The sequence below is a fragment of the Shewanella abyssi genome (assembly GCF_023284025.1).
Classification (GTDB): Bacteria; Pseudomonadota; Gammaproteobacteria; order Enterobacterales; family Shewanellaceae; genus Shewanella; species Shewanella abyssi.
Genome location: NZ_JAKIKR010000037.1, coordinates 1 through 21,048 on the forward strand (window position 1 = coordinate 1; position 21,048 = coordinate 21,048).

22 protein-coding genes and 1 pseudogene are annotated in these 21,048 nt (G+C 44.7%); 12 read left to right on the top strand and 11 right to left on the bottom strand.

Going from position 1 to position 21,048, the window contains the following annotated elements; all coding sequences use genetic code 11:
* Nucleotides 1-109: 109 nt before the first annotated feature.
* Nucleotides 110-1,111: pseudogene (locus L2755_RS15185) on the bottom strand (ISL3 family transposase); the annotation flags it as partial.
* 631 nt (nucleotides 1,112-1,742) lie between these two features.
* Here L2755_RS15185 and L2755_RS15190 point away from each other — a divergent pair.
* Entirely contained in the window at nucleotides 1,743-2,618 is an 876-nt protein-coding gene (locus tag L2755_RS15190; protein WP_248981530.1) for a DMT family transporter, read from the top strand.
* Between the two features lie 67 nt (nucleotides 2,619-2,685).
* Here L2755_RS15190 and L2755_RS15195 read toward each other — a convergent pair whose 3' ends face one another.
* The 5 genes from L2755_RS15195 to L2755_RS15215 all read right to left on the bottom strand — a co-directional run bounded on the left by L2755_RS15195 (nucleotide 2,686) and on the right by L2755_RS15215 (nucleotide 6,677).
* A complete protein-coding gene (locus L2755_RS15195; RefSeq protein WP_248981531.1) occupies nucleotides 2,686-3,393 on the bottom strand; it encodes a phosphatase PAP2 family protein in 708 nt (235 codons plus the stop codon).
* A 78-nt stretch (nucleotides 3,394-3,471) separates the two neighbouring features.
* Nucleotides 3,472-3,576 (bottom strand): methionine/alanine import family NSS transporter small subunit, encoded by a 105-nt coding sequence (locus L2755_RS15200; RefSeq protein WP_248981532.1) that lies wholly within the window; start codon nucleotides 3,574-3,576, stop codon nucleotides 3,472-3,474.
* Complete coding sequence (locus L2755_RS15205; protein WP_248981533.1) at nucleotides 3,573-5,072, bottom strand: sodium-dependent transporter; 1,500 nt, start codon at nucleotides 5,070-5,072, stop codon at nucleotides 3,573-3,575. The genes L2755_RS15200 and L2755_RS15205 overlap by 4 nt, the downstream gene beginning before the upstream one ends.
* A gap of 125 nt (nucleotides 5,073-5,197) precedes the next feature.
* Nucleotides 5,198-6,256 carry a ketopantoate reductase family protein gene (locus L2755_RS15210; RefSeq protein ID WP_248981534.1) on the bottom strand — a complete coding sequence of 353 codons (1,059 nt, stop codon included), beginning with the start codon at nucleotides 6,254-6,256 and terminating at the stop codon, nucleotides 5,198-5,200.
* 46 nt (nucleotides 6,257-6,302) lie between these two features.
* A complete protein-coding gene (locus L2755_RS15215; protein WP_248981566.1) occupies nucleotides 6,303-6,677 on the bottom strand; it encodes a VanZ family protein in 375 nt (124 codons plus the stop codon).
* A 157-nt stretch (nucleotides 6,678-6,834) separates the two neighbouring features.
* Here L2755_RS15215 and L2755_RS15220 point away from each other — a divergent pair, with 157 nt between their 5' ends.
* A complete protein-coding gene (locus L2755_RS15220; protein WP_248981535.1) occupies nucleotides 6,835-7,320 on the top strand; it encodes a YajQ family cyclic di-GMP-binding protein in 486 nt (161 codons plus the stop codon).
* A gap of 74 nt (nucleotides 7,321-7,394) precedes the next feature.
* Here the strand turns inward: L2755_RS15220 and L2755_RS15225 are convergent, their stop codons facing one another.
* The 4 genes from L2755_RS15225 to L2755_RS15240 all read right to left on the bottom strand — a co-directional run bounded on the left by L2755_RS15225 (nucleotide 7,395) and on the right by L2755_RS15240 (nucleotide 10,589).
* Nucleotides 7,395-8,816: an AmpG family muropeptide MFS transporter gene (locus L2755_RS15225; protein ID WP_248981536.1), complete on the bottom strand. Its 1,422-nt coding sequence runs from the start codon at nucleotides 8,814-8,816 to the stop codon at nucleotides 7,395-7,397.
* 163 nt (nucleotides 8,817-8,979) lie between these two features.
* Nucleotides 8,980-9,300 carry a hypothetical protein gene (locus L2755_RS15230; protein WP_248981537.1) on the bottom strand — a complete coding sequence of 107 codons (321 nt, stop codon included), beginning with the start codon at nucleotides 9,298-9,300 and terminating at the stop codon, nucleotides 8,980-8,982.
* Between the two features lie 107 nt (nucleotides 9,301-9,407).
* A complete protein-coding gene (locus tag L2755_RS15235) occupies nucleotides 9,408-10,004 on the bottom strand; it encodes a peptidylprolyl isomerase (protein WP_248981538.1) in 597 nt (198 codons plus the stop codon).
* 18 nt (nucleotides 10,005-10,022) lie between these two features.
* Nucleotides 10,023-10,589 carry a YajG family lipoprotein gene (locus L2755_RS15240; protein ID WP_248981539.1) on the bottom strand — a complete coding sequence of 189 codons (567 nt, stop codon included), beginning with the start codon at nucleotides 10,587-10,589 and terminating at the stop codon, nucleotides 10,023-10,025.
* Between the two features lie 225 nt (nucleotides 10,590-10,814).
* On the opposite strand from L2755_RS15240, the gene L2755_RS15245 reads away from it, so the two are divergent.
* From L2755_RS15245 to L2755_RS15255, 3 genes are all read left to right on the top strand, one after another.
* Nucleotides 10,815-11,375 carry an outer membrane beta-barrel protein gene (locus tag L2755_RS15245; RefSeq protein ID WP_248981540.1) on the top strand — a complete coding sequence of 187 codons (561 nt, stop codon included), beginning with the start codon at nucleotides 10,815-10,817 and terminating at the stop codon, nucleotides 11,373-11,375.
* A gap of 235 nt (nucleotides 11,376-11,610) precedes the next feature.
* Nucleotides 11,611-12,675 (top strand): DUF2804 domain-containing protein, encoded by a 1,065-nt coding sequence (locus tag L2755_RS15250; RefSeq protein WP_248981541.1) that lies wholly within the window; start codon nucleotides 11,611-11,613, stop codon nucleotides 12,673-12,675.
* A gap of 69 nt (nucleotides 12,676-12,744) precedes the next feature.
* A complete protein-coding gene (locus tag L2755_RS15255; RefSeq protein WP_248981542.1) occupies nucleotides 12,745-13,677 on the top strand; it encodes a sterol desaturase family protein in 933 nt (310 codons plus the stop codon).
* Nucleotides 13,678-13,789: 112 nt separating this feature from the next.
* Here L2755_RS15255 and L2755_RS15260 read toward each other — a convergent pair whose 3' ends face one another.
* Nucleotides 13,790-15,043 (bottom strand): methyltransferase, encoded by a 1,254-nt coding sequence (locus L2755_RS15260; RefSeq protein WP_248981543.1) that lies wholly within the window; start codon nucleotides 15,041-15,043, stop codon nucleotides 13,790-13,792.
* Between the two features lie 128 nt (nucleotides 15,044-15,171).
* Here L2755_RS15260 and L2755_RS15265 point away from each other — a divergent pair, with 128 nt between their 5' ends.
* The 7 genes from L2755_RS15265 (at nucleotide 15,172) to luxS (ending at nucleotide 20,664) form a co-directional block, all read left to right on the top strand.
* Nucleotides 15,172-15,825 carry an alpha-ketoglutarate-dependent dioxygenase AlkB family protein gene (locus L2755_RS15265; protein WP_248981544.1) on the top strand — a complete coding sequence of 218 codons (654 nt, stop codon included), beginning with the start codon at nucleotides 15,172-15,174 and terminating at the stop codon, nucleotides 15,823-15,825.
* 174 nt (nucleotides 15,826-15,999) lie between these two features.
* On the top strand, nucleotides 16,000-16,503 hold the full coding sequence (locus L2755_RS15270; RefSeq protein ID WP_248981545.1) for an ACT domain-containing protein: 504 nt from the start codon (nucleotides 16,000-16,002) through the stop codon (nucleotides 16,501-16,503).
* Nucleotides 16,504-16,602: 99 nt separating this feature from the next.
* Nucleotides 16,603-16,902, top strand: coding sequence for a BolA family protein (locus L2755_RS15275; protein ID WP_202286146.1), 300 nt, complete (start codon nucleotides 16,603-16,605; stop codon nucleotides 16,900-16,902).
* Nucleotides 16,903-17,062: 160 nt separating this feature from the next.
* Nucleotides 17,063-17,566, top strand: a complete 504-nt coding sequence (locus L2755_RS15280; protein WP_248981546.1) for a TRAP transporter small permease subunit — start codon at nucleotides 17,063-17,065, stop codon at nucleotides 17,564-17,566.
* On the top strand, nucleotides 17,566-18,930 hold the full coding sequence (locus L2755_RS15285) for a TRAP transporter large permease (RefSeq protein ID WP_248981547.1): 1,365 nt from the start codon (nucleotides 17,566-17,568) through the stop codon (nucleotides 18,928-18,930). Before L2755_RS15280 ends, L2755_RS15285 begins: the two co-directional genes overlap by 1 nt.
* A gap of 129 nt (nucleotides 18,931-19,059) precedes the next feature.
* Entirely contained in the window at nucleotides 19,060-20,106 is a 1,047-nt protein-coding gene (locus tag L2755_RS15290; RefSeq protein WP_428847803.1) for a TRAP transporter substrate-binding protein, read from the top strand.
* A 48-nt stretch (nucleotides 20,107-20,154) separates the two neighbouring features.
* Entirely contained in the window at nucleotides 20,155-20,664 is a 510-nt protein-coding gene (gene luxS / locus L2755_RS15295) for an S-ribosylhomocysteine lyase (RefSeq protein ID WP_248981549.1), read from the top strand.
* Nucleotides 20,665-21,048: the final 384 nt, after the last annotated feature.

Sequence of the window (21,048 nt, forward strand, 5' to 3'; positions counted from 1 at the left end):
CGATTACATCGAACACTGCTTAGAGCAGCTATCTTCACCTCACTGCGATCTCAGCAGGCTCTTACCCTGGCACGTCAATCTAAGCAAGGCGTAGTTCGTCGGACGCTCACGTTGATTTAGCAAGACTGCACCAACCTTCAAGTGCCTTAACCATCGACATGTAACACGGTTCATCCCAGATCGCTTGTAACTGCTCTTTCAGCATATAAACAATGCAGAGAGTCTTGTTACTCTCGAGCAAGTCATCAAGCCTATCAGACTGCCTGTCATCCAGTTTGTGAGCGTTTTTTAGTAAGAGAAATAACGTTCCTTTGAGCATTTTTTTCTCTTCATTAGAACCATTTCGAAAGGCTTTGGATCGTTCTTTCTTGATTAACAGGCAGTAGTTTTGCATCACATGAAATCGGTCGAAAACGATATCGGCGTTAGGCAACATTTTCCTTACTGCGGACTGATAAGGCTGACCCATATCCATTGAAACCGCTTTAATACCGTCTCTCGTAGTTGTTGATAGTTGCTCGAAGAACGAAATAAGGATCGCTGCTTTTCTACCGTGTTCGACCCAAATTAAATGACCAGAAACCAAATCGTATACAACGGTCATGTAGTCATGTCTTTTAGCTCTAGCTACCTCATCAACGCCAATATGGATTAAGTTGGTAAGCTTCTCGGGCTCTAGGCCTGGCAGGGTTGAATGGAGATATTCCTTATCAATGTTTTTTACCGTCTCCCAACGAATACCCAGATGTTGAGAGACTGCGTGAATGCTCATGTGCCGGCACAACCCACTGATGAACTGACAGAAACGAACTGTATATCGCGCTCCTTTTGCAACGTACTCAGTAGCCTCAATTAACCTTCTGCCGTTTTTGTCTCTGGTCTGAGCAAGTTCAACTTCGATGCTACAAGGACGCCCACTAACAGGTAGATCGTGTACCCGTCTTCTTATGTAGTGATCGACTGTACATAGCCTTTCAGTTCTTGGTTCTTTAACCTTAAACCGCCGGTCTCGGCGGCATTGCACAAGAACAGACTGAGACCCTTTCTCTATAGAAAAAGACTGTACACATTGACCTTTAAAGCTAAATAGGGCGGATGATAATGACGACAAGGTGTATTCACTTATTCATAAATAAAAAAGTGTTATAAATAATAGTGTTATTTGAATTTTTTGATATTAGTCGACTCACCTAAGCGGAGAAGAGCCCTTTTTCTCATCTGAGTCACTCGCGCTAGAGTAAATACTCTAGCGCATTTCTGTCCAAAAACGTGTCAGGCGCTACATTGAACTTGCTGGCAGAGCATGTGCTGTGGGGCGTGCAAGCTTCTAAATCACGGATGATTTAGCAGAGCCTACATGGACGTACTTGTGGCGGCTTGCTAAGACACAGGGCGCATGGTCTGCAATTTCAATATGGCCTGATAATTTCAGACTTAAAGGCACTGGATCCCGGCCCAGAAGCTTCACTCGGCAATTGCGCCCTGCATTGCTCTGCCTCCTGAATCTGACCTACACGGACGTAGGAAATGCCATTGTTGTTGGAACTATCAACGGCCATTCAGTCGCTCGTTTCTGTCCAAAGGCGAGCTACAAAATGCTCAAGCATTATGATCCTCCCACTGCTATATCATCACTACAAATATTCACTATTTGTGGTTAGCAGAGATAATTCTGCCATCTGAAGGCATAATATGCAGCTACTTAGCTTTGCTGTTCGACGACTTTAGGTGTGCAATACCCAATGGCATGGATTCTATTTACTTTTCTAGCGGCTGCCATGCAGGCATGGCGCAACGCATTTCAAAGCCAACTCAGTAAAGAGGTTAATACCGCAGCGGTGACCTTGGCGCGCTTTTTATGGGCGACGCCCATCGCACTCATCTATTTAGGCGGCTTATATTATTGGCAGCCAGTGGGGTTGCCTTTCATTACTCCGACATTTAGCCTCTATGTGCTCGCGGCAGCGGCAATGCAGATCCTTGCAACCGTGCTGATGGTTAAGCTGTTCAAACAGCGAAATTTCGCCGTTGGTGCGGGTCTGGCTAAGAGTGAAGCCTTGATGGCTGCTATTTTTGGGGTGGTATTTTTTGGCACTTATCTGTCATGGCTCGGTTGGTTGGGAGTCTTACTCGGTGGCGTCGCTGTTTTTATTATGAGCAGTGGTAAAAAGTTAACACAGATATCAGTTCCTACCGTCATGCTCGGGCTTGCTTGTGGTGGTGGATTTGCGCTGACTTCACTTTGGGTGCGCGCAGCCAGTCTTAGTTTAGACTTGCCCTTTCCACATCGAGCGGCGTGGGTTTTGTTGTTTGTTATTGCCATTCAGACATCGGTGTTAGTGATATATGCCTATGTGGCTGATAGAAGCACGATTGATAGCTTATTCAAACGGCCGAAGTTGACGCTATTAACCAGTACCAGCAGTTGCTTAGGCTCTATTGGTTGGTTTAGCGCTATGTCTTTGCAAACGGTGCCTTACGTTAAAACACTTGGGCAAATTGAGGTGTTCTTTACGCTACTCATTGCGGCATTTTGGCTAAAAGAAAAGGTTAAAATAAAGGATATGGCCGCACTAGTGATGATTGCCATCGCGGCCATTTTGGTGATGTGGGGCTAATGGTTCACCTCAAAGCGACAGATTCTCAAAGTCTTGCTTGAATTAGCGCTTGCTCCGTCTCATGCACTTATCCCTCTTTTAGCTGCTTGATTCGCGACAAAATATAGCGGCTTATGTAAACCGACACATGAGCCGTTAGCACTCCGAAAGTGCCCCCAGCCAGCAGATCGCCTAGAAAATGGTAGTTCTGTCCAATCTGGCCTGCAATCGCACCGAACATCGCTATTATCCAAATCACTTTGAATTGTGGAAAGCGCCACCAAAACACACTCACCAAGGCGAAAGTAAACAGCGCGTGCCCTGAGGGAAAGGAGTTGTAAGCGAGTCCTTGGGCAAATGGATGGAAGCCCTCTACGCTGTCGGTTATCCAAGAAGGGTTGCTACCCGTTGCTGTTTGGATCCAAGTTTCTGGCCAAGTACGACCAAAGATAAACTTAGCACTAACACGCACTAGGCTAGCCACTATTAAGGTGATCCCTAGGGTAAGTGTTAACGAGGCAAACCTTTGGCGGCCTTTTTGGGTGATGCAGCAAATTAATACCAGCGCGGATAATATTTCAAACAGTAGTGGCATTTGACTCAAGGGCTTAAAGATATAACTGGCGTGACTATGCTCATGCATCCAACTGGCAATACCTCTGTCGAGAAATAGCACGCTGAAAAGTGTCAGTGATATGGCGGCAAGGTACAGCCATATACTGGTGCGGATATTAATTGATGGCGCAAACTCTGGCGGGAGTAAACACGTGTTTATCGAAGTGGTAGGCTTACTCATCAATGGCTTAGCGACAGTTTTAATTGCTACAGAGTTTAAGGATTGAGGCTGCTAAGCACAAGTGATTTAGCGCTGCACTTATTGCTTCCGTGATGCTTTCATTGCAATAGCAATGCAGATCGCTGCGCCGCCCCAAGTGATGGTTAACGACAGTACCATCATTATAATAGCTCCAGTACTCATGGTTTACGCTCCTGTGGTAGATGTTGGTTTGAGACTAGGCCGATAAATATGGCACAGAAAAGCATTAGTGCAATAAGTCCCCAGCCGAGCAATAATTGATCTGCTACCGGATAGTCGCCATAGCCATTTTGAATGGTATTGATGAGGTTTTTGACCAAAATACCCGCCAACATAATCGGGCTCACGAAGCGTAAGCAGACGATGAGCCATTTGCCGACACTAAACTCGCTACAGCGGTTAACGTACTCTCTTACATCGGCCAGTTTAAATAGCCAGCCCATGATCAGTAGTTCAATCAAACAACTGCTCAGCAGTGCGACGTTATTGATGAAGTAGTCCACCAGATCCAGTAGCAGTAAGCCGCCATTAGTCGAGAAGGCGAGTGAGGTAATATAGCCTAGCCCGCACACCAGTAACGCCGCTTTTTTCCTTGAAATAGTGACTTTATCAATCACTGCAGATACTACCGCTTCAATAATCGATATGTGGGAGCTAATCCCTGCGACAACTAAAGCAAGAAAGAACAATGGCCCAAGAATATAGGGGATGGGTAACAAGTTGATTGCAGCTGGGATGGTGACAAAAGCCAACCCCACGCCCGATGAGACAACTTCGGTGATCGGTTTCGATTGTTCGGCCGCCATATAGCCCAATACTGCAAAAATCATGATCCCACCGAGAATGGAGAAGCCACAATTAATCAATACAGTCATAAAGGCATTGTTGTTGATATCTGATTTTTCGGGCAAATAACTGGAGTAGGCCAGCATGATGGCAAAGCCAACACTGAGGGTGAAAAATATCTGTCCGTAGGCCGCCGACCATACTTTAGCGTCGAAAATTTTACTAAAGTCGGGCCTAAACAGGTAGTTGAGCCCTTCTAAAGCGCCGGGTAGCATAATGATCCTGCCGATAAGCAGTAACACCATAATAAAGAGTAAAGGCATCATGATTTTACTGGCTCGCTCAATTCCAGCTTTAACACCAGAATAAACCGCAAGGGTGGTGATTGACCAAGCAATAGTCATTGGTATTGCAATGTGAAACTGCAGGTCGCCAAGTTTAGTGGGGGAGTTGTCGCCCAAGCCTAGGTATTCATCGAAGAAGAAACTATTGGTATCCGTGCCCCAGCTTTGAGTGACAGAAAAAACCAAATAGGACATCGCCCAACCAATAATCGCGACATAATAAACGGCAATTACCGCGGCGATAAAGACCTGAAACCATCCTAACCATTCGAGTCTAAAGCCGATACTTTGCCCTAGTTTGGTAAACACCTTGGGTGCTGCGCCGCGGTATTTATGCCCAAGGCCAAATTCCATAATCATAAAGGGAATGCCAGCCGAGAGCATGGCAAATAGATAAGGGATAAAAAACGCGCCACCGCCATTTTCGTAAGCCATATAGGGGAAACGCCAGATATTACCCAATCCGATAGCTGAGCCTACCGCCGCAAGAATGAAGCCAGTTCTAGAATTCCATTGTTCTCTTTGCATCGAACGCGCCTCTTCCATCCAATCACTTGATTGTAAATTGGCTGTGGTGGCTTAATTTTAGTCTGAATTCAGGATCTTGCTTGAAATAAACTTGCAGTGCGTAAGCCTGCTGTTAGCGGTAGAGACTAACGCTGATATTGCAGCTCTAAATGCTTAATGTGGTCGACAAGTTGCTGGTTGTGAGGAGTCGCAATTCCATGCCGTTTTGCCATTTGTACTACAAAACCATTAATAGCGTCTATTTCGGTGGTTCGTTGATGTTGCACATCTTGATGCATAGATGAATAGTTTGCGGCGGTGAGCGCGATGACTTGGTAGACCTTGTCTAATATTGCGGGTAACGCTAATGAAATATGTTCCGCTTTGGCAACGTTGACCAGTTCAATGACCACCGCGGTAATGATGTCACGGTATTGTTCATCTGCAAGTTGGCCATTGTGACAATGGTGGATTGCAGTCAGCGGATTAATCGCCACATTAATGGCCAGTTTTTGCCATAGCATGGTTAAGATATCCACACACCACTGGCTGTGCGGTATGGCTGATAACAGTATATTTTTAAGTGATTCTGGCAATACTCGCTGTTTAGAGGCCCGTTGCTGGCTAAAGGCCTTTTGCGGGTGAAATGCGTTTTTAGTATTAACAGTACTTTGGCTATTAAAAATGCTTTCGGTATTAAAAGTGCCTAGCTGAGTAATGCCTTTGCCAGTTTGTTTAGTATGCCATGCAGATTGCTTCAATGCGCCTTGAGAGGTAGTGCCAAGAGTCAGGCTTTGTCCTTTGAGCATGTTGGCAACGTCTAAGTGCGGCCCCATGCCATTGTGTAGCAGTAATATGTGGCAGTGACTGCTGAGCATTGGAATGAGTATTTTCAGCGCTGCAACAACTTGATAGGCTTTTACACAGACAATGAGCAGGTCGGTCTTTGGTAATTGCTGTCCATAGTCATCTTGGCCAACAAGCTCTGCTATATAAGTCGACTCGACATTGTTTAGATCGGTAAAGGTGAGCTTTTGCTGTTTAGAATGCTGAGCTCGGCTAATGATGTTCAGCGATACGCTACTGGCATTAACTGCTGAACTTAGCTGATGGTATATCAGCTGGCCTATAGCGCCAGCGCCAACAATAGATATCTGCTTTAATCTGGCGGAGCTTGTTGCAGTTGGATCCTTAGCTAAAGTCATAATCAGTAACTTCTGTTGTTTAATTATCAGCCGTGGGCAGCATTGCTTAACCAGCGCTGTTGTCGATGATCTTAGCGACCTTAAAGTATTTGCTATAGAGCCACTGAGTGATATAAAACAGTAAAATACCTATCATATCAGCAATAAAATCAGCGAAGGAGGCACTGCGATAAGAAAGCTGAGATTGGACTATTTCGATAAAAACGGCATAGAAGGCTAATACGCACGCAAGCAGATACCATCTTGGTTTGAACGCAAAGTACGTCAGATAGGACAGGACAAAAAAGCTGCCGATATGACCTATTTTATCAAAATGAGCAATGGTGTTGATGTTATAGTTAGGTTTAGAAAAAACCAAATAACTAACGACTATCAAGGTCATTGCTAACGCGAGCTTGAAAATATTTTGTCTGTTGATCACATCATGCACACTGAAGTTATTTGTCTTCATCATAAAAAAATAGGCCGACAAAGTCACCTATAACTATGCTTGGTATCAATTTAATCTTTATTACCTCTTCAAGTCAGCGCTTTTCGTGGGTAAAATACCGTCAAATCAAATTTTAAGGATCAAGCGCATGCCTTCAATGGATATCGTGTCTGAAGTAAATGAAGTCGAATTACGTAACGCCGTGGACAATTCTGTACGCGAACTAAAAACGCGCTTCGATTTTCGCGGTAAGGAAGCCAGCATAGAATATAAAGATCATGTGGTGACGTTATCGGCTGAAGATGATTTTCAATGCAACCAACTGGTGGATATTCTGCGGATGCAGATGAGCAAGCGTAATGTCGACCCTAAGTCGATGGATGTTGACGATAAAGCGGTACATAGTGGTAAAACCTTCTCCTTACGAGTGAAGTTTAAAGAGGGTATTGAAACACTTATCGCGAAGAAGCTGGTTAAACTGATAAAAGACAGCAAGCTTAAAGTGCAATCTTCTATTCAGGGCGACTCAGTGCGCATCACAGGTAAAAAACGTGATGATCTGCAAGCGGTAATGGCGCTAGCGCGCGAAGCTGATCTTGGGCAGCCTTTCCAGTTTAATAACTTCCGAGATTAATCGTTTCCGCGACTAACCATTTTAATGGCTAATCGCTAGCGTCGACAACCGATGATGTTAAAGAGAGCTCACAGTCAACTGTTGAGCTCTTTTTGTTGGGGACTGGTGTCAGCGGGGACGGTTCGACTATCGGGGACATACTTTTGCACCAAGACAATAAGCCCCAATACCGGAAAGCCAATCAAGCTGGCACCAACAAAGAAACTGACGTAGTCATATGCATCGATGTACGCGCCGGAGAAACCAGCGACAAACTTAGGGAATAGCAACATGATGGATGATAACAATGCGTATTGAGTCGCACTATAACCGGTGCTGGTTAGGCTCGATAGATAAGCGATAAAGGCCGCTGTTGCCACGCCACCACTGAAGTTATCGACTGAAATCGCCAGTGTTAAAAAAGGCACGTTGTAACCAAGAACGGCTTGATAGGCAAAAAGTAGGTTGGTCGTTGCAACTAAAAATGCACCAAGGAAAAGGGTTCTCATTGTGCCGTACTTAGCCACTAATAGCCCGCCAGCCCCAGCGCCCACAAGCGTCATGATTAAACCATAGACTTTACTTAATGTGGCTATTTCCGCTTTAGAAAACCCCATGTCGACGTAAAATACATTGGCCATCACGCCCATCACTATATCTGAAATTCGATAAGTCGATATCAACAATAGAATTAGCATGGCACTTTTACCATAGCGCTTAAAAAAGTCGAGAAAGGGTAAAACACTGGCGGTGTATAACCAAGACAGAGTGGCTGCTATGAGCTTTGGATAGCGCCTAGAAAACTGCTGCTTAAGCTCAGCTTCTTTCTCGTCGGCCTCTTTAGACTCAACTTTGGGCTCTGTGCTAAACAGCGTAGTGATGATGCCTACCGACATCAAGCCTGCCATGGCTAAATAGGCTGTTTGCCAAGACACTAGGCTGTAGGTGTCATTGTTGGGCTCTATCCAGGCGGCAATGGTTAACGCCCCTGCCGTCGCGATAATCATCGCGCTACGGTAACCGACTTGATAGGCGGCTGCCAATGCTGCTTGCATCTTCTCTGACGCTGATTCAATTCTAAATGCATCAATAACAATGTCTTGAGTTGCCGATGCAAAGGCGACCATTAAGGCGAAAAGTGCTAACTTTTGAATATCAACCAGAGGGTCACTCTGGCTCATGCCTACTATGGCAGCGACTAAAATAAGTTGGGCGAATATCATCCAGCCTCTGCGTCGACCAAGTAGCTTGGTCAATATCGGCAATGACATTCGATCGACTAGTGGTGACCATGCCCATTTGAAACCATAGACCAATGCTATCCAACTGAAGTAACCGATAGCCGTTCTATCAACACCAGCTTCTCTTAACCAAAAAGACAGCGTTGAGAACACCAGCATCAGGGGTAAACCCGCTGAAAAACCCAAAAATAATAGGCTCAGCACCCGTTTATGGCAGTAGATTGAGAGTGAGTCTTTGATGCGCTGAGAATAAGAGCTCTTGGAAACTGAAGGCATATGCTTGCTTAACAAGTAAAGATAGAAACAGCTTACGGGCGAGTGTGTTTTGGTTCAAGGGTTTAATGATGGGACAGTGAAGAAATGAATCAATCCACTAAAAAGCCCAAACCGAGAGGGTTTGGGCTTGGGTGGCACTTTTAGTTAAAGCATAAGATTGAAACTAAGGTCTGATACCTACACATCCTTGAGGGATCTGGCCACCAATACTGAGGTAGTCACAGCAGTCGTCGACTTGCTGCCTCAAGAACTGATTGCCTCTAATCGCCCAACAGGGCCACTTGTCGAAGGAATGCAGTAGGTGCCAAAACACACGTTCCATATCTGTTTGCGCATCACCCTGATGATCATACATCTGCCATTCTTCTAGGGTGTCCCATAGATATAGCTGGATCTCTTTGAAATCGAGTTGATTACTTAGAAACGCTTTTCCATAGAAAGCCAGCTGGGGCGCTTTATCATCAATGAACTCATTTGGGGTCATTGAACCGCCTCCTTTTACTTAAGCGATATAAGTATAGAACGACTTTTAGATTTTTCACTCTAAAATGCAAATTTATTTTATAAAATATTCAAAGCAACTAGGGAGTGCTATTTTCTAGGCAATAATCTGGCCTGTTTAAGGACGATGTCTTGGATTGGGAAATCGGGCCACTCAAGCTTGCGATTAAACTCAGTTGGGACCAAAGCCATTGCCGCTAATACTTCCATTCCCGAGGTGACCTCACCAAAAACGGCATAGCCCCAACGACGGGAGGAGGGATCGAGCTTGGCGTTATCGACCACGTTAAAGTAAAACTGGCTGGTGGCTGAGTGTGGCTCATTTTCACGTGCCATCGCAATAGTGCCTGTTAAGTTTGACAAGCCATTGCCAGATTCATTCACAATAGCTTGATCTGTAGGGCGTTCCTCTTTATCTAAATCAAGCCCGCCGCCTTGCACCACAAAATCGGCAATAACACGGTGAAAGAGCGTGTTGTCATAATGCCCTTTAACCACATAAGTTAGAAAATTATCAACTGTAAGCGGCGCGCGGGTTCTGTCGAGCTCAATCACTATTTTTCCCATACTGGTGTCGAACTCAACCTCGGGATATAGCGTGTTTGGTTGAATATCGACGGCGTGGGTGAATAACGAGGTCAATAACAATGCGCTTAGGGCAAGGCTCTTTAATATCCAAGATTTCATCATCTTCCTTAATGTTAATTATTGTTGTATGAACTGGTTAAGCTCTGGGTCATTAATAATGTCACTCGTTAGCTCTCCGAGTAGCTTGTTCATTTCAAGCTCCAAGGTGGCGAAATCTGCACTAAAAGGGCCTTTTAACACGCCTTTGGCTCGATAACGTTTCGTCAGCGATTGCTTGGTACTTTGGGCGATAACATTGATGATGATCTGGCTGTTAGCTTCAAAGCCAAAAGTGCCCTCATCTACATCAGTTAATAACTGCTCTATCTGGATCTGCAAGTGCTTCACTGAACTTGGGTCGATGCGATAACCCGCTTGAGAAAACCCCTCTCTGAAGACCTGATCCATTTGTACCCGCGGCGCTTCACTCGGGCTCACTAACCGTGCTGCATTATCGCCATCATTAAAGCGCACGATAAAATTGGCAGAACGGGTGTCGATAGTGTCAATTGCTATCGGTAGTTCAGCACTTGTCTGCAGGGTAATGCTAGGCACTTCGGGATTCAATGCAATATGTGTAGGGGCTTGGCTGGCACAGCCAACCACTGAAAATACAACGGCGAGGGTTAAAAGTAGAGGTTTCATTATCACTATTATTGTCAAAATTGAGATGGCTCCAGCATACCAGATAGTATTCTGAATTTCAGAGCTAGGATGAATCTGGAGTGTTTTAGCATTAATGACTGTTTTATTGTGGATTACGCTATAAAAAATATTGTAATATGTCGCGGTAATATAAATTAACTGAATGTTTATCAATGGGTAAGTAGATTAGTCTGCTTATGCTTAAAGTGTATTAAGGGAATCAATATGCGTATTTTAACTCTCATTGTCGCGGGTTTATTGAGTTGCAACACTATGGCTACGCAAGGTGACCATATCGTGGGTGGCACCGTCGGCTACGGTTTTAATGATCTTGATGGAATAGAGAACTATTCATCTGAAGGTGATAATTTTGTTTATGATATCTACTATCGCCATATGTGGCACGACAATTTTGGTGTAGAAGCGGGCTACTTCTCTGGTGATGCTGGGCTTGGGACGGTTTTGACGAGTATTTTTACCGGCATTAAAAATGTCGAGTATTCAGGATATAGACTGACTCTTCATGGCGAGTATATCTTATCTGACAGAAACCGTTTATACGCTAAGTTAGGCGCAAGTGCGAATGAGCTTAGTTATGAACGTGGCAGCATTTTTGGCAGTGATGAAATTAGTTTGTCGAATGAAAACAATGTCGATTTATACACGGCTGTAGGTTGGGAGGTTCGTTTTCATTCGGGTTTTGGTATGAATATAGAGTACCAATATATTCCTATTGATGAGTTAACGGCTCAGAACGTTAACTTTGGTATCAGTTACCAATTTTAGAAGCTTAGTTTGAATGCTAATAGCGTCTATAATTTAAGGCGCTATTGATGAATATTCACTCGATGCAGTTATCTCTCCCCTTCATGCATCCCCAGCATCCCCCTTATGCCAACCAATACCCTCGACCTTGAACGAATTTACAGCCTGATAACAAAAAGTCACTGAACAGCTTTTAACCTGAGTCAGTTCCAGTTAGAGTAAAAGGTCAAATGTACTCTAAACGGATCTACGAGTTATGTCAGCGAATCGTGTGCCATGGACGCCTAACGTACTTACCAGCTCTACCGCTCCTCAAAGTCTTATTGATGATAAGGGGTGTGCAGTCTATGGGCATTTCGATGGTCCCGTTGCTAATTTAGCCACTGATAAATTCCGTTATTTTAATGAAATGGATAAACCTGCCTCGAAGTGGGCTAAACATTTCGACTTCAAGCAATTTCAATTTGTGAGCATTGTGACGCCTCATTACGTAATTGGTGTTGCGCTGGCCGATATTCGTTATGTGGGGAGTGCGTTTTGCTATTTATACGACATTAAACAAAACCAGTTGCTAGAAACGAGTTGGCTCAAGCCTTTGGGAATGGGTTATCAGATGTCTGCATCACCGATGCATGGCAGTGCAAAAATTAACGGCGCTAAAGGTGCCGTTGAGTTTGATATCGAGCAAGGTGCGTGGCGGGTAAAACTAGATACCCTAGGCATAGAGGCTGATCTGAATTTACAACCTGAACCACTGAGCTTGCCTATGGCGATGTGTAATCCGACAGGTTACAGCGGCTGGACGTATACCGAAAAACACAATGCATTGAATGTAAAGGGTAAGTTAATCATTAATCATGAGCCACAACCCCTAGAAAGAGTGACTGCAGGCTATGATTTCAGCGCCGGTTTCATGCGCCGTGAAACCAGTTGGCGTTGGGCCAGTATCAACAGCTTAACTGAAGAGGGCCGTTTAGGGGTAAATTTGGCGGCGGGTGTTAATGAAACGGGTTGCAATGAAAATGTGTTTTGGCTTAATGGGGAACGCCACCTGCTCGCTGCGGTGCATTTTGAGTTTACCCGGCAACGCTCACCTGAGGAGTCACCACTGCAGTGGCGGATCTATTCCGAAAATGGTCAAGTTGAGTTGACCTTTACCCCGCAAAACTGCCGCCAAGAGAAGCTTAACTTATGGTTGCTTAAAAGTAATTTCAGGCAGTATCTCGGCCACTTTAACGGAGTGATCACCGATAACGCCGGTAAAAAGCATCAGTTAACCAATGTGCTGGGCTTAACTGAAGATCATTTTGCACGTTGGTAAGTAAGTCGACAGATTCATCTCCTCTGTGGGATGAGCAATAAATACAGATAACAAAGGACTATTTATAAGATGGATTTTAATTCACTGATCTCCCACCCTGAACTGTTGCTACTGGTATTGGCACCGATTTTCTTCGTTTGTATTTTATTGGAATGGTATGTCGGGGATAGGCAAAATAGATTGCCACTCAATGCGCGTTACCATCTGCCGGAGGTATTGTGTAATTTTAGCTTGGCAGGGTTGCATCAATTAACCGATATCCTGACTGGACTGTTGATCGCTAAACTTTATTTGATGTTTTTTGGTTGGCGTTTATTTGATATTGAGATGAATGGCGCCACATTTATCGCGTTGATGGTAGCTCAAGATTTTTGCTATTACTGGTTCCATCGCGCCAGCCATCGAATTCGCTGGATGTGGGCGGCTCATGTTGCTCACCATAGCTCTGAGAACATGAACTTTAGTACGGCATTCCGTCAAAGTTTGATGTATCCGTTAGCAGGAATGTGGCTCTTTTGGCTGCCATTAGTGGTGGTTGGCTTTGACCCGAATTGGGTGGTGTTTGTGGTGCTACTCAATTTAGGTTTACAGTTTTTTGTTCACACCCAAGCGATAAAGTCACTGGGAATTCTGGAGTGGCTGATCAATACCCCCTCCCATCACCGCGTACATCATGGCCGTAATCCGCAATATATTGATAAAAACTATGCCGGTATTTTGATTATCTGGGATCGTATGTTCGGTACTTTCGTGAAAGAGGTCGAAACGGTTGAGTACGGCATCACCAAGCCTATCAATAGTTTTAACCCGCTAGTGGTCACATTTACCGAATGGCGCGATATGTTTAAAGAGACGTTTGCAGCAAACCTAAGTCCGGCACAACGTTTTAAGATACTGTTTGCGCCCCCCGCGACGGCGGAGTCGCAAGTTAATCAATCACACTTAGTTAATGAGCCGCCAAAGAGTGATGAGCAGAAAGATCAGGTCGTTGCAGCGAAATAGTGCAGATTGATGCTTCATTGGTATTACATGTAGAACGCGGCAGATAATAAAAAACGGTGCGCTAATTGCTCACCGTTTTTTTTGTTCTATGGATATACGATTGCTGTATTGGTTAAGCGTTAGGCTTACCATACAGGGCACTTTGTGGGTGAGGGGTATCAGATGTCTGATCAGTAGCTGAATCAGTATCAAGCTCAGGTTCTTGTGCTTTTTTACTGATTTTCTGCGCCTGTAAAATGACGAACTTGCCATTAGAGGCCACTGTGGTGCAGTTCTTAAAAATACGCTGTAATTTTACGTGATAAGCCAAATGACGATTACCCACCACATGTAAGATCCCGCCGTTCTTTAAGCGTCTAAACGAATCTAAAAACATCTGCCAGGCAATATGATCGGTGATGGCTTCACCTTGGTGGAAGGGCGGATTACATAAAATCAAATCTGGGCGGAAGCCCTCGTTCATATGTGTTAGACAATCATCCCAACAGAAGGTGGCTTGCTCGCCAACAAGAGTGGGGTTATCTAAATCATTCAATGCCCAGTTGTCTTTCGCCGAGGCGACCGCCATTTCAGAGTCATCAATAAAGTGGACATAGGCTTCTGGAAAACATTGCTTAGCGTGTAAGCCTAAAATACCATTGCCGCAGCCTAAATCGACTATCGACTTAAAATCGCCTTTAGGCATATTGTCGAGCATGATCCGCGCGCCAATATCGAGCTTGCTGGCGGCAAATACGTTACTTAAATTGCTTATCTGTAGTTTACACTCGGACACTGACCAGTTTGTGGTTGTTGGTAAGCTGCGTGCTTTGCCGTCTGCGATACAGGTAATGACGCGGGTCTTTTTCCAAGTGAGGCTCGCGCTAGCCTCGCCAAGGTTGCGACTTATCGTCTCTAGCAGTGACTTGTTAATCGACTTAGCTTTAGCCCCAATCAGCACCTGAGTGCCAGCAGGTAAAACTTGTGACAATCTTTTCAGCTGGTGGCTAAAGTAGTTTAAGTTCTTCGGCAACTTCATGAGCACGAGCTCAATACCTTGGGGTAACTCGTCACGGCTGTTAACCCATGTCAGGCTGTCTTCATTAAGCTGATTGCGAGCGAGATTCTCGGTTGTGCCCAATAAACTGGTCTTTGCATCCGTTTCGAGCGTGAGCGGCCAATCAGGAGTAATAGATAACAACCCCGCGGTTAATGCGCCAAAGCCATCATTGACAATGGCGGTGCTAACTGCAGTTTGTTCGGTGTCGATAAGGTGCTTTATTAAGTGCTCATCGGCAGCGTCCCATGCCTGCAGATTAGACTCTTGTCTGCTAGGGTAACGGAAGAGTTCGAGCTCGATGCCCGATACTGAAAGTTGTGTCGTCATATGCCAATAAGTACCAAATAAATGCGGGCGCGTATTATCGCAGATTTATGATCTTAGGTATATATTAGGCGTAATGATAGGTAGCTACACATTTGCTGGTTTTAGAAGCTGTATGAGAAGGAGTAAGGATGAAACAAGAAGGCTTTGGCTTTGATGAACAAGCGCAATTGAAACTAGATCACTCAAAGACTCTTGTTGCTCCTACCCAACAAACGCCTGCTCCTTATACATTAATAAGGAGCTACCTCAATGATGCGCAACAACAGGCTTTATTAACAGAAGCCGCTGATTATCCCATGACTCGGCCAGAATTGATGCTCTACGGTAAAAGTCATCCTATTCCTCGCAGCCAAGCTTGGTTTGCAGATAAAGGCTGTGATTACTTTTACTCAGGGCTATTTATTGAAGCGCTACCCTGGCCCAAGTATGCGGATAAATTGCGACAAAAGCTAAATCGAGATTTTTCATTAGAGAGCAATGGCGTGTTGGTTAACTGCTACAAAGATGGCACTGAATCGATGGGCTGGCATAGCGATGATGAGAAAGAGATTGCAGCGGGTAGCGATATCGCCTCGGTGACAATAGGTGCAAGCCGAGATTTTTTTTTACGCCATAAGCTCACCAAAGAAAAAATCCTACTGAGGTTAAATAGTGGTGATCTATTGATAATGCACTGGCCCATGCAGGCACATTGGGAGCATTCACTCCCGAAACGATTGCGAGTGACTCAAAGCAGGATCAATTTTACCTTTAGAAAGCTAATAGCGAACTTTCATCGGTGATCAGTGACTCGTCATCGAATTTATTCTGTTTTGTTAGCCAGTTGGCACTCTATGCTCAATAATCTGAGGCAAGAAACAGTCGTTAGGTATAAAGTTAATACTGCTATCTACAATTAAACAGTGAAATGGGCGGCTTACTGTTTTTCGCTCATGGCAACGGTTAAGGAGTTTTCAATGAAAAAGATGTTTATTGCAACAGTGTTAGGCTCTGTTACTCCTGATGTGATTAAAGCGCTGGCTCAAGAAACACGGCAAGCGGGTGGTGAGTGGATAACCAGCAAGGTGATTAAGGTAGACCATCATTTTGCGGCTTTGTTAAAGGTGGCTATTGAAGATGATATGTCACAGCAATTACAAGCTCAGTTCGAACGAGAGTTTCCCAAGCTCACTATTTCACTTGAAGAGTCGATTACCGCTCAGCAGGGTGATCTTCGAGTGATCCACCTTAATGTGGATTGTAAAGACCGCCCTGGTTTAACCCGAGAGATAGCCGATGTATTGGTTAACTTAGATCTTGGCATTGAGCATATGGAGTTTAACCGTGTGCACGTGTCGACTATCGGCCAGACCGTGTTTACCTCTAAGCTCACAGTCCTGCTGCCAAATGAAGTAAGCAACGAGAGTGTCGTAGAGTTGCTAGAGGGAATATCTGATGATTTAAGGGTGAGTGTTATCTAGGGTAATGTAAGCCTATCCGCAATACAGGCGATAGTTGACCTTTACTTCTCATGGCAGTAACCTGCCGCAATCGCATTTATGCCATTTGAGAACATCGTTATGTCAGTTGAACAGATCATTACCGAAAAGCTCACCGCAGCACTTTCACCGTCACATCTAGAAGTGATAAACGAAAGCCATAACCACCACGTGCCGCCAAACTCAGAGACTCACTTTAAAGTGATTATTAGCAGTAGTGAATTTGTCGGCAAACGTCTAATAGGGCGTCACCGAGCAGTAAACGAGGCATTAGCTGACGAGTTCGCTCAAGGCTTACATGCACTCTCTATGCATACATTTACTCCAGAGGAGTGGGCGCTAGAATCCGCGGTGCCAGCGTCACCTAAATGTAAAGGCTAGTCATCGTAAAACGTGTTCAGAAAAATCACAGCATGGTGCTGTGATTTTTGTATTTAAGGCCCAGTAATGTGAAACAAATTACTTCGGCCTTTAGTCAGGTATCATTGTTGTTGTGCATTTGTTATTAATAGGTACGTTTTAAATTTACTTATTGATAATAATGAAATTACTCGAGAAACTGGTCGAGAGCATCGGTCGCGGGGTAAGTTGGTTTACCCTATTAATGGTGCTAATGACATTGGCTGTGGTCATTTTAAGGTATATTTTTAGTACCGGGGCGACAGCAATTCAAGAGATGGCGCTATACCTTCACGGCGCTGTATTTACTCTAGCCGCAGGCTATACCTTAAAGCACGACGGTCATGTCCGGGTTGATATCTTCTATCGTCGCTTTTCTGCGCGAGGCCAGCATTGGGTCGACTTTCTTGGCACATTACTGTTCCTGTTCCCCGTCTCCCTCTATATCACCTATGCCAGCTTTGATTATGTATTGGCATCTTGGCGCTATGGCGAAACATCGGTAGAAGCCGGAGGCTTGGCCTTTGTTTATATTCAAAAATCCTTACTGCTAGCGCTTACCATGAGCTTGATGCTGCAAGGCATTGTTGAGCTATTTCGCTTAAGTCGATTATTATTTCTGTCTCCTGCAACTGGGGCTAAATAATGGCGATTTTATTGTTTATCGTTGTCTGCATTGTGTTGATGTTTGGTTATCCCGTCGCGTTAACATTGGCTGGCGTTGCCTTAATGTTTGCTGGTATTGGCGATCTAATGGGTGTTTTTGACTCGACACTACTCGGTGCGCTACCTAATAGACTTTTCGGTATTATTAACAATTCGATATTAATGGCCGTACCTCTCTTTGTATTTATGGGGGTGGTGCTAGAAAAATCTAAAGTTGCGGAGCAGTTGCTGACCAGTATGGCAGAGCTGTTTGGTCGTCTGCGAGGGGGGCTGATTTTTAGCGTTTTCTTTGTCGGTATGTTGCTCGCTGCGAGCACCGGCATTGTCGGTGCCACAGTGGTGACTATGGGACTGATGTCTCTGCCTACGCTGTTAAAACGCGGCTATGATCCCGCGTTTAGTGCCGGCGCTATCTGCGCCACTGGCACGCTAGGGCAAATTATTCCGCCCTCTATTGCGCTGGTGCTACTTGGAGATGTATTGTCCAATGCTTACCAGCAAGCACAGTTGCAGATGGGCATTTTTAGCCCAAAATCGGTCTCGGTTGGCGATCTGTTTGCGGGGGCTTTGATCCCTGGTATGTTACTACTCGGCATGTACTGCCTTTATACCTTGCTGCTGATCAAACTCAAACCAGAACGATTCCCAAAACCGACTGACGTCAGCAAGTTTAACCTGCATTTTGTGTTACGAATATTAAACGCTTTGCTGCCGCCATTAGTGCTTATCTTTATGGTACTTGGCTCGATTCTATTTGGCGTTGCCACGCCGACTGAAGCTGCTTCCGTGGGGGCATTTGGCGCGTTAGTTATTGCGGTATTGAAAAGACAGTTAAGTTTTACGGTGCTCAAAGAGGTGATGTTAAGCACAGTTAAGGTCACCTCAATGGTGTTCCTTATTTTAATCGGTGCGTCTATTTTCTCCTTGGTGTTTCGAGGCTTTGGTGGTGAAGAGTTAATTCAGCAGCTATTTACCAATATGCCCGGCGGGGTTATTGGTGCCACATTGCTGGTGATGTTGGTGATTTTTCTACTTGGCTTTATTCTCGACTTTATAGAGATCACTTTTGTTGTGGTGCCGTTAGTGGCGCCAATATTACTCGCCATGGGCTTAGACCCTATTTGGCTTGGCATCATGATAGCGGTGAATTTACAAACCTCATTTCTAACCCCTCCATTCGGTTTTGCACTGTTTTATCTGCGTGGAGTGACAAAAGATCTCATTAGCAGCGGTGATATCTACCGTGGCGTGTTGCCCTTTGTGGTGATTCAACTACTACTGTTGCTGATTTTAAGTCTCTGGCCGAGCTTAATCACCTGGTTACCCAGCGTGATTTACGGCTAACAAAATAGAGAGGTGCGGGTGCCTTAATCTGCAGAGCGATATTAACCGCGACAAAATATGGAAACGATGACAAAGGAGAGTGAGATGAAACGATTTATAGCGTTATCAATTGCGCTGAGTGTAATCGCGATGACGGGATGCGGCAAAGAGGAAACACCTTCAGTTGCGATCGCGACGACAGAAGTGAAACCGATTGAGTGGAAGTTGGTAACGTCTTGGCCGAAAAATTTTCCCGGGCTTGGAATGGCGCCAGAACGTTTTGCTGAGTTGGTAACCGAAATGTCAAATGGACGGCTCAATATCAAAGTCTATGGCGCTGGGGAGTTGATGCCTGCGTTTGAAGTGTTTGACGCTGTGAGCCAAGGAACGGTGCAGATGGGACATAGTGCCGCCTATTACTGGAAGGGAAAAGTCCCCGCTGCACAATTTTTTACTTCAATTCCTTTTGGCCTTAATGCGCAAGAGATGAATGGTTGGCTGCACTATGGTGGTGGCATGGAGTTGTGGCAAGAGGTGTATCAACCCTTCGGGATCATTCCACTAGCGGGTGGCAATACCGGCGTACAGATGGGGGGCTGGTTTAATAAAGAGATCAATTCTATTGATGATCTCAAAGGCTTAAAGATGCGTCTGCCTGGTTTAGGTGGTGAAGTGTTGAAAAAAGCGGGCGGAGTACCGGTGACACTGCCAGGTCGTGAGCTCTATACCGCGCTGCAAACCGGTGCTATCGATGCCACAGAGTGGGTCGGGCCTTATAATGATTTAGCGTTCGGTTTGCATAAAGCGGCTAAGTACTACTATTACCCTGGCTGGCATGAACCGGGCAGTACTTTAGAATTTTTGATTAATAAAGCTGCGTTTGAAACGCTACCTGCAGATCTTCAAAGTATTGTTAGGGTGGCTTCTAAGGCAATTAATCAAGATATGCTAGATGAGTACACCGTTAGACATGTTGTTGCTTTGGATTCATTGCTGAATGAGCATGGCGTTATTCTTAAGCAATACCCCGAAGAGGTAATGGCTAAGCTGGCGATTATTTCAAAAGAAGTGATTGCCGAGCAATCTAAGCAAGACCCTTTAATGAAAAAAGTTTATGACGCTTATATTGACTACGAAGCAGGGGTACGTAAGTATCACTTGATATCAGAAGATGCTTACAGTCGATTAAGGCAGTAACCCACACCATGCTTAATTGTAAACAAAGAGTGAATTTGGAGATTAATTATGCCGTTATTAGATAGCTTTACCGTTGACCATACTCGAATGAATGCCCCCGCTGTTCGTGTTGCCAAATCAATGTCTACCCCAATGGGCGATACAATAACGGTATTTGATCTGCGTTTTTGTGTGCCGAATAAACAGATATTAAGTGAAAGGGGGATCCATACACTTGAACATCTTTTTGCTGGGTTCATGCGTGATCATCTTAATGGTGGCAATGTCGAGATTATCGATATTTCGCCTATGGGCTGTCGTACCGGCTTTTACATGAGTCTTATCGGTACACCAACAGAGTCGATTGTGGCTGATGCTTGGTTAGCTGCAATGCAAGACGTTCTTGCGGTGGTTAAGCAATCTGAAATTCCCGAACTCAATGAATACCAATGCGGCACTTATGAGATGCACTCATTAGATCAGGCTAAAGAAATTGCGCGCGGCATCATATCTGCGGGGATTAATGTGAACCGCAACGATGAACTCACATTAAGCGATGAGATCTTAAACGGCTTGTAATGTCGCTTGTGTCGATGATGTTAAAAAGCGGCTTCGGCCGCTTTTTTGTTTTTATATCGTCACGAGATAACGCTGTGGCGATAGTTATTTTTGGCCATTACTCCGTTAAATGGTCACCTAAGCATAATAACTCGCTACTTGGAGATTAATTTACAAGCTATTTGAGTTGCTTAGGGTGATAAATCAATGACACCTTGTCTATATAGCCGCCTAACTCGAGCCGCAATTACCTGATTCTTTGGTCATATTGACTAACAATATAAAGGCGTGCTGATTAAATAATCGGCATTCGAACTCAAGGCTATTCTTAACAATAGAACGCTAATGTCTGTTCCACTTCTCTGCACTGAAATCGATTAACCCCTTTATACATATGGATAAAGG

Bases quoted from the DNA above. Each gene is read 5' to 3' on its own strand.
- L2755_RS15190 (WP_248981530.1), top strand. From the start codon at position 1,743: ATGGCATGGATTCTATTTACTTTTCTAGCGGCTGCCATGCAGGCATGG.
- L2755_RS15195 (WP_248981531.1), bottom strand. From the start codon at position 3,393: ATGAGTAAGCCTACCACTTCGATAAACACGTGTTTACTCCCGCCAGAG.
- L2755_RS15200 (WP_248981532.1), bottom strand. From the start codon at position 3,576: ATGAGTACTGGAGCTATTATAATGATGGTACTGTCGTTAACCATCACT.
- L2755_RS15205 (WP_248981533.1), bottom strand. From the start codon at position 5,072: ATGCAAAGAGAACAATGGAATTCTAGAACTGGCTTCATTCTTGCGGCG.
- L2755_RS15210 (WP_248981534.1), bottom strand. From the start codon at position 6,256: ATGACTTTAGCTAAGGATCCAACTGCAACAAGCTCCGCCAGATTAAAG.
- L2755_RS15220 (WP_248981535.1), top strand. From the start codon at position 6,835: ATGCCTTCAATGGATATCGTGTCTGAAGTAAATGAAGTCGAATTACGT.
- L2755_RS15225 (WP_248981536.1), bottom strand. From the start codon at position 8,816: ATGCCTTCAGTTTCCAAGAGCTCTTATTCTCAGCGCATCAAAGACTCA.
- L2755_RS15230 (WP_248981537.1), bottom strand. From the start codon at position 9,300: ATGACCCCAAATGAGTTCATTGATGATAAAGCGCCCCAGCTGGCTTTC.
- L2755_RS15235 (WP_248981538.1), bottom strand. From the start codon at position 10,004: ATGAAATCTTGGATATTAAAGAGCCTTGCCCTAAGCGCATTGTTATTG.
- L2755_RS15240 (WP_248981539.1), bottom strand. From the start codon at position 10,589: ATGAAACCTCTACTTTTAACCCTCGCCGTTGTATTTTCAGTGGTTGGC.
- L2755_RS15245 (WP_248981540.1), top strand. From the start codon at position 10,815: ATGCGTATTTTAACTCTCATTGTCGCGGGTTTATTGAGTTGCAACACT.
- L2755_RS15250 (WP_248981541.1), top strand. From the start codon at position 11,611: ATGTCAGCGAATCGTGTGCCATGGACGCCTAACGTACTTACCAGCTCT.
- L2755_RS15255 (WP_248981542.1), top strand. From the start codon at position 12,745: ATGGATTTTAATTCACTGATCTCCCACCCTGAACTGTTGCTACTGGTA.
- L2755_RS15260 (WP_248981543.1), bottom strand. From the start codon at position 15,043: ATGACGACACAACTTTCAGTATCGGGCATCGAGCTCGAACTCTTCCGT.
- L2755_RS15265 (WP_248981544.1), top strand. From the start codon at position 15,172: ATGAAACAAGAAGGCTTTGGCTTTGATGAACAAGCGCAATTGAAACTA.
- L2755_RS15270 (WP_248981545.1), top strand. From the start codon at position 16,000: ATGAAAAAGATGTTTATTGCAACAGTGTTAGGCTCTGTTACTCCTGAT.
- L2755_RS15275 (WP_202286146.1), top strand. From the start codon at position 16,603: ATGTCAGTTGAACAGATCATTACCGAAAAGCTCACCGCAGCACTTTCA.
- L2755_RS15280 (WP_248981546.1), top strand. From the start codon at position 17,063: ATGAAATTACTCGAGAAACTGGTCGAGAGCATCGGTCGCGGGGTAAGT.
- L2755_RS15285 (WP_248981547.1), top strand. From the start codon at position 17,566: ATGGCGATTTTATTGTTTATCGTTGTCTGCATTGTGTTGATGTTTGGT.
- L2755_RS15290 (WP_428847803.1), top strand. From the start codon at position 19,060: ATGACGGGATGCGGCAAAGAGGAAACACCTTCAGTTGCGATCGCGACG.
- luxS (WP_248981549.1), top strand. From the start codon at position 20,155: ATGCCGTTATTAGATAGCTTTACCGTTGACCATACTCGAATGAATGCC.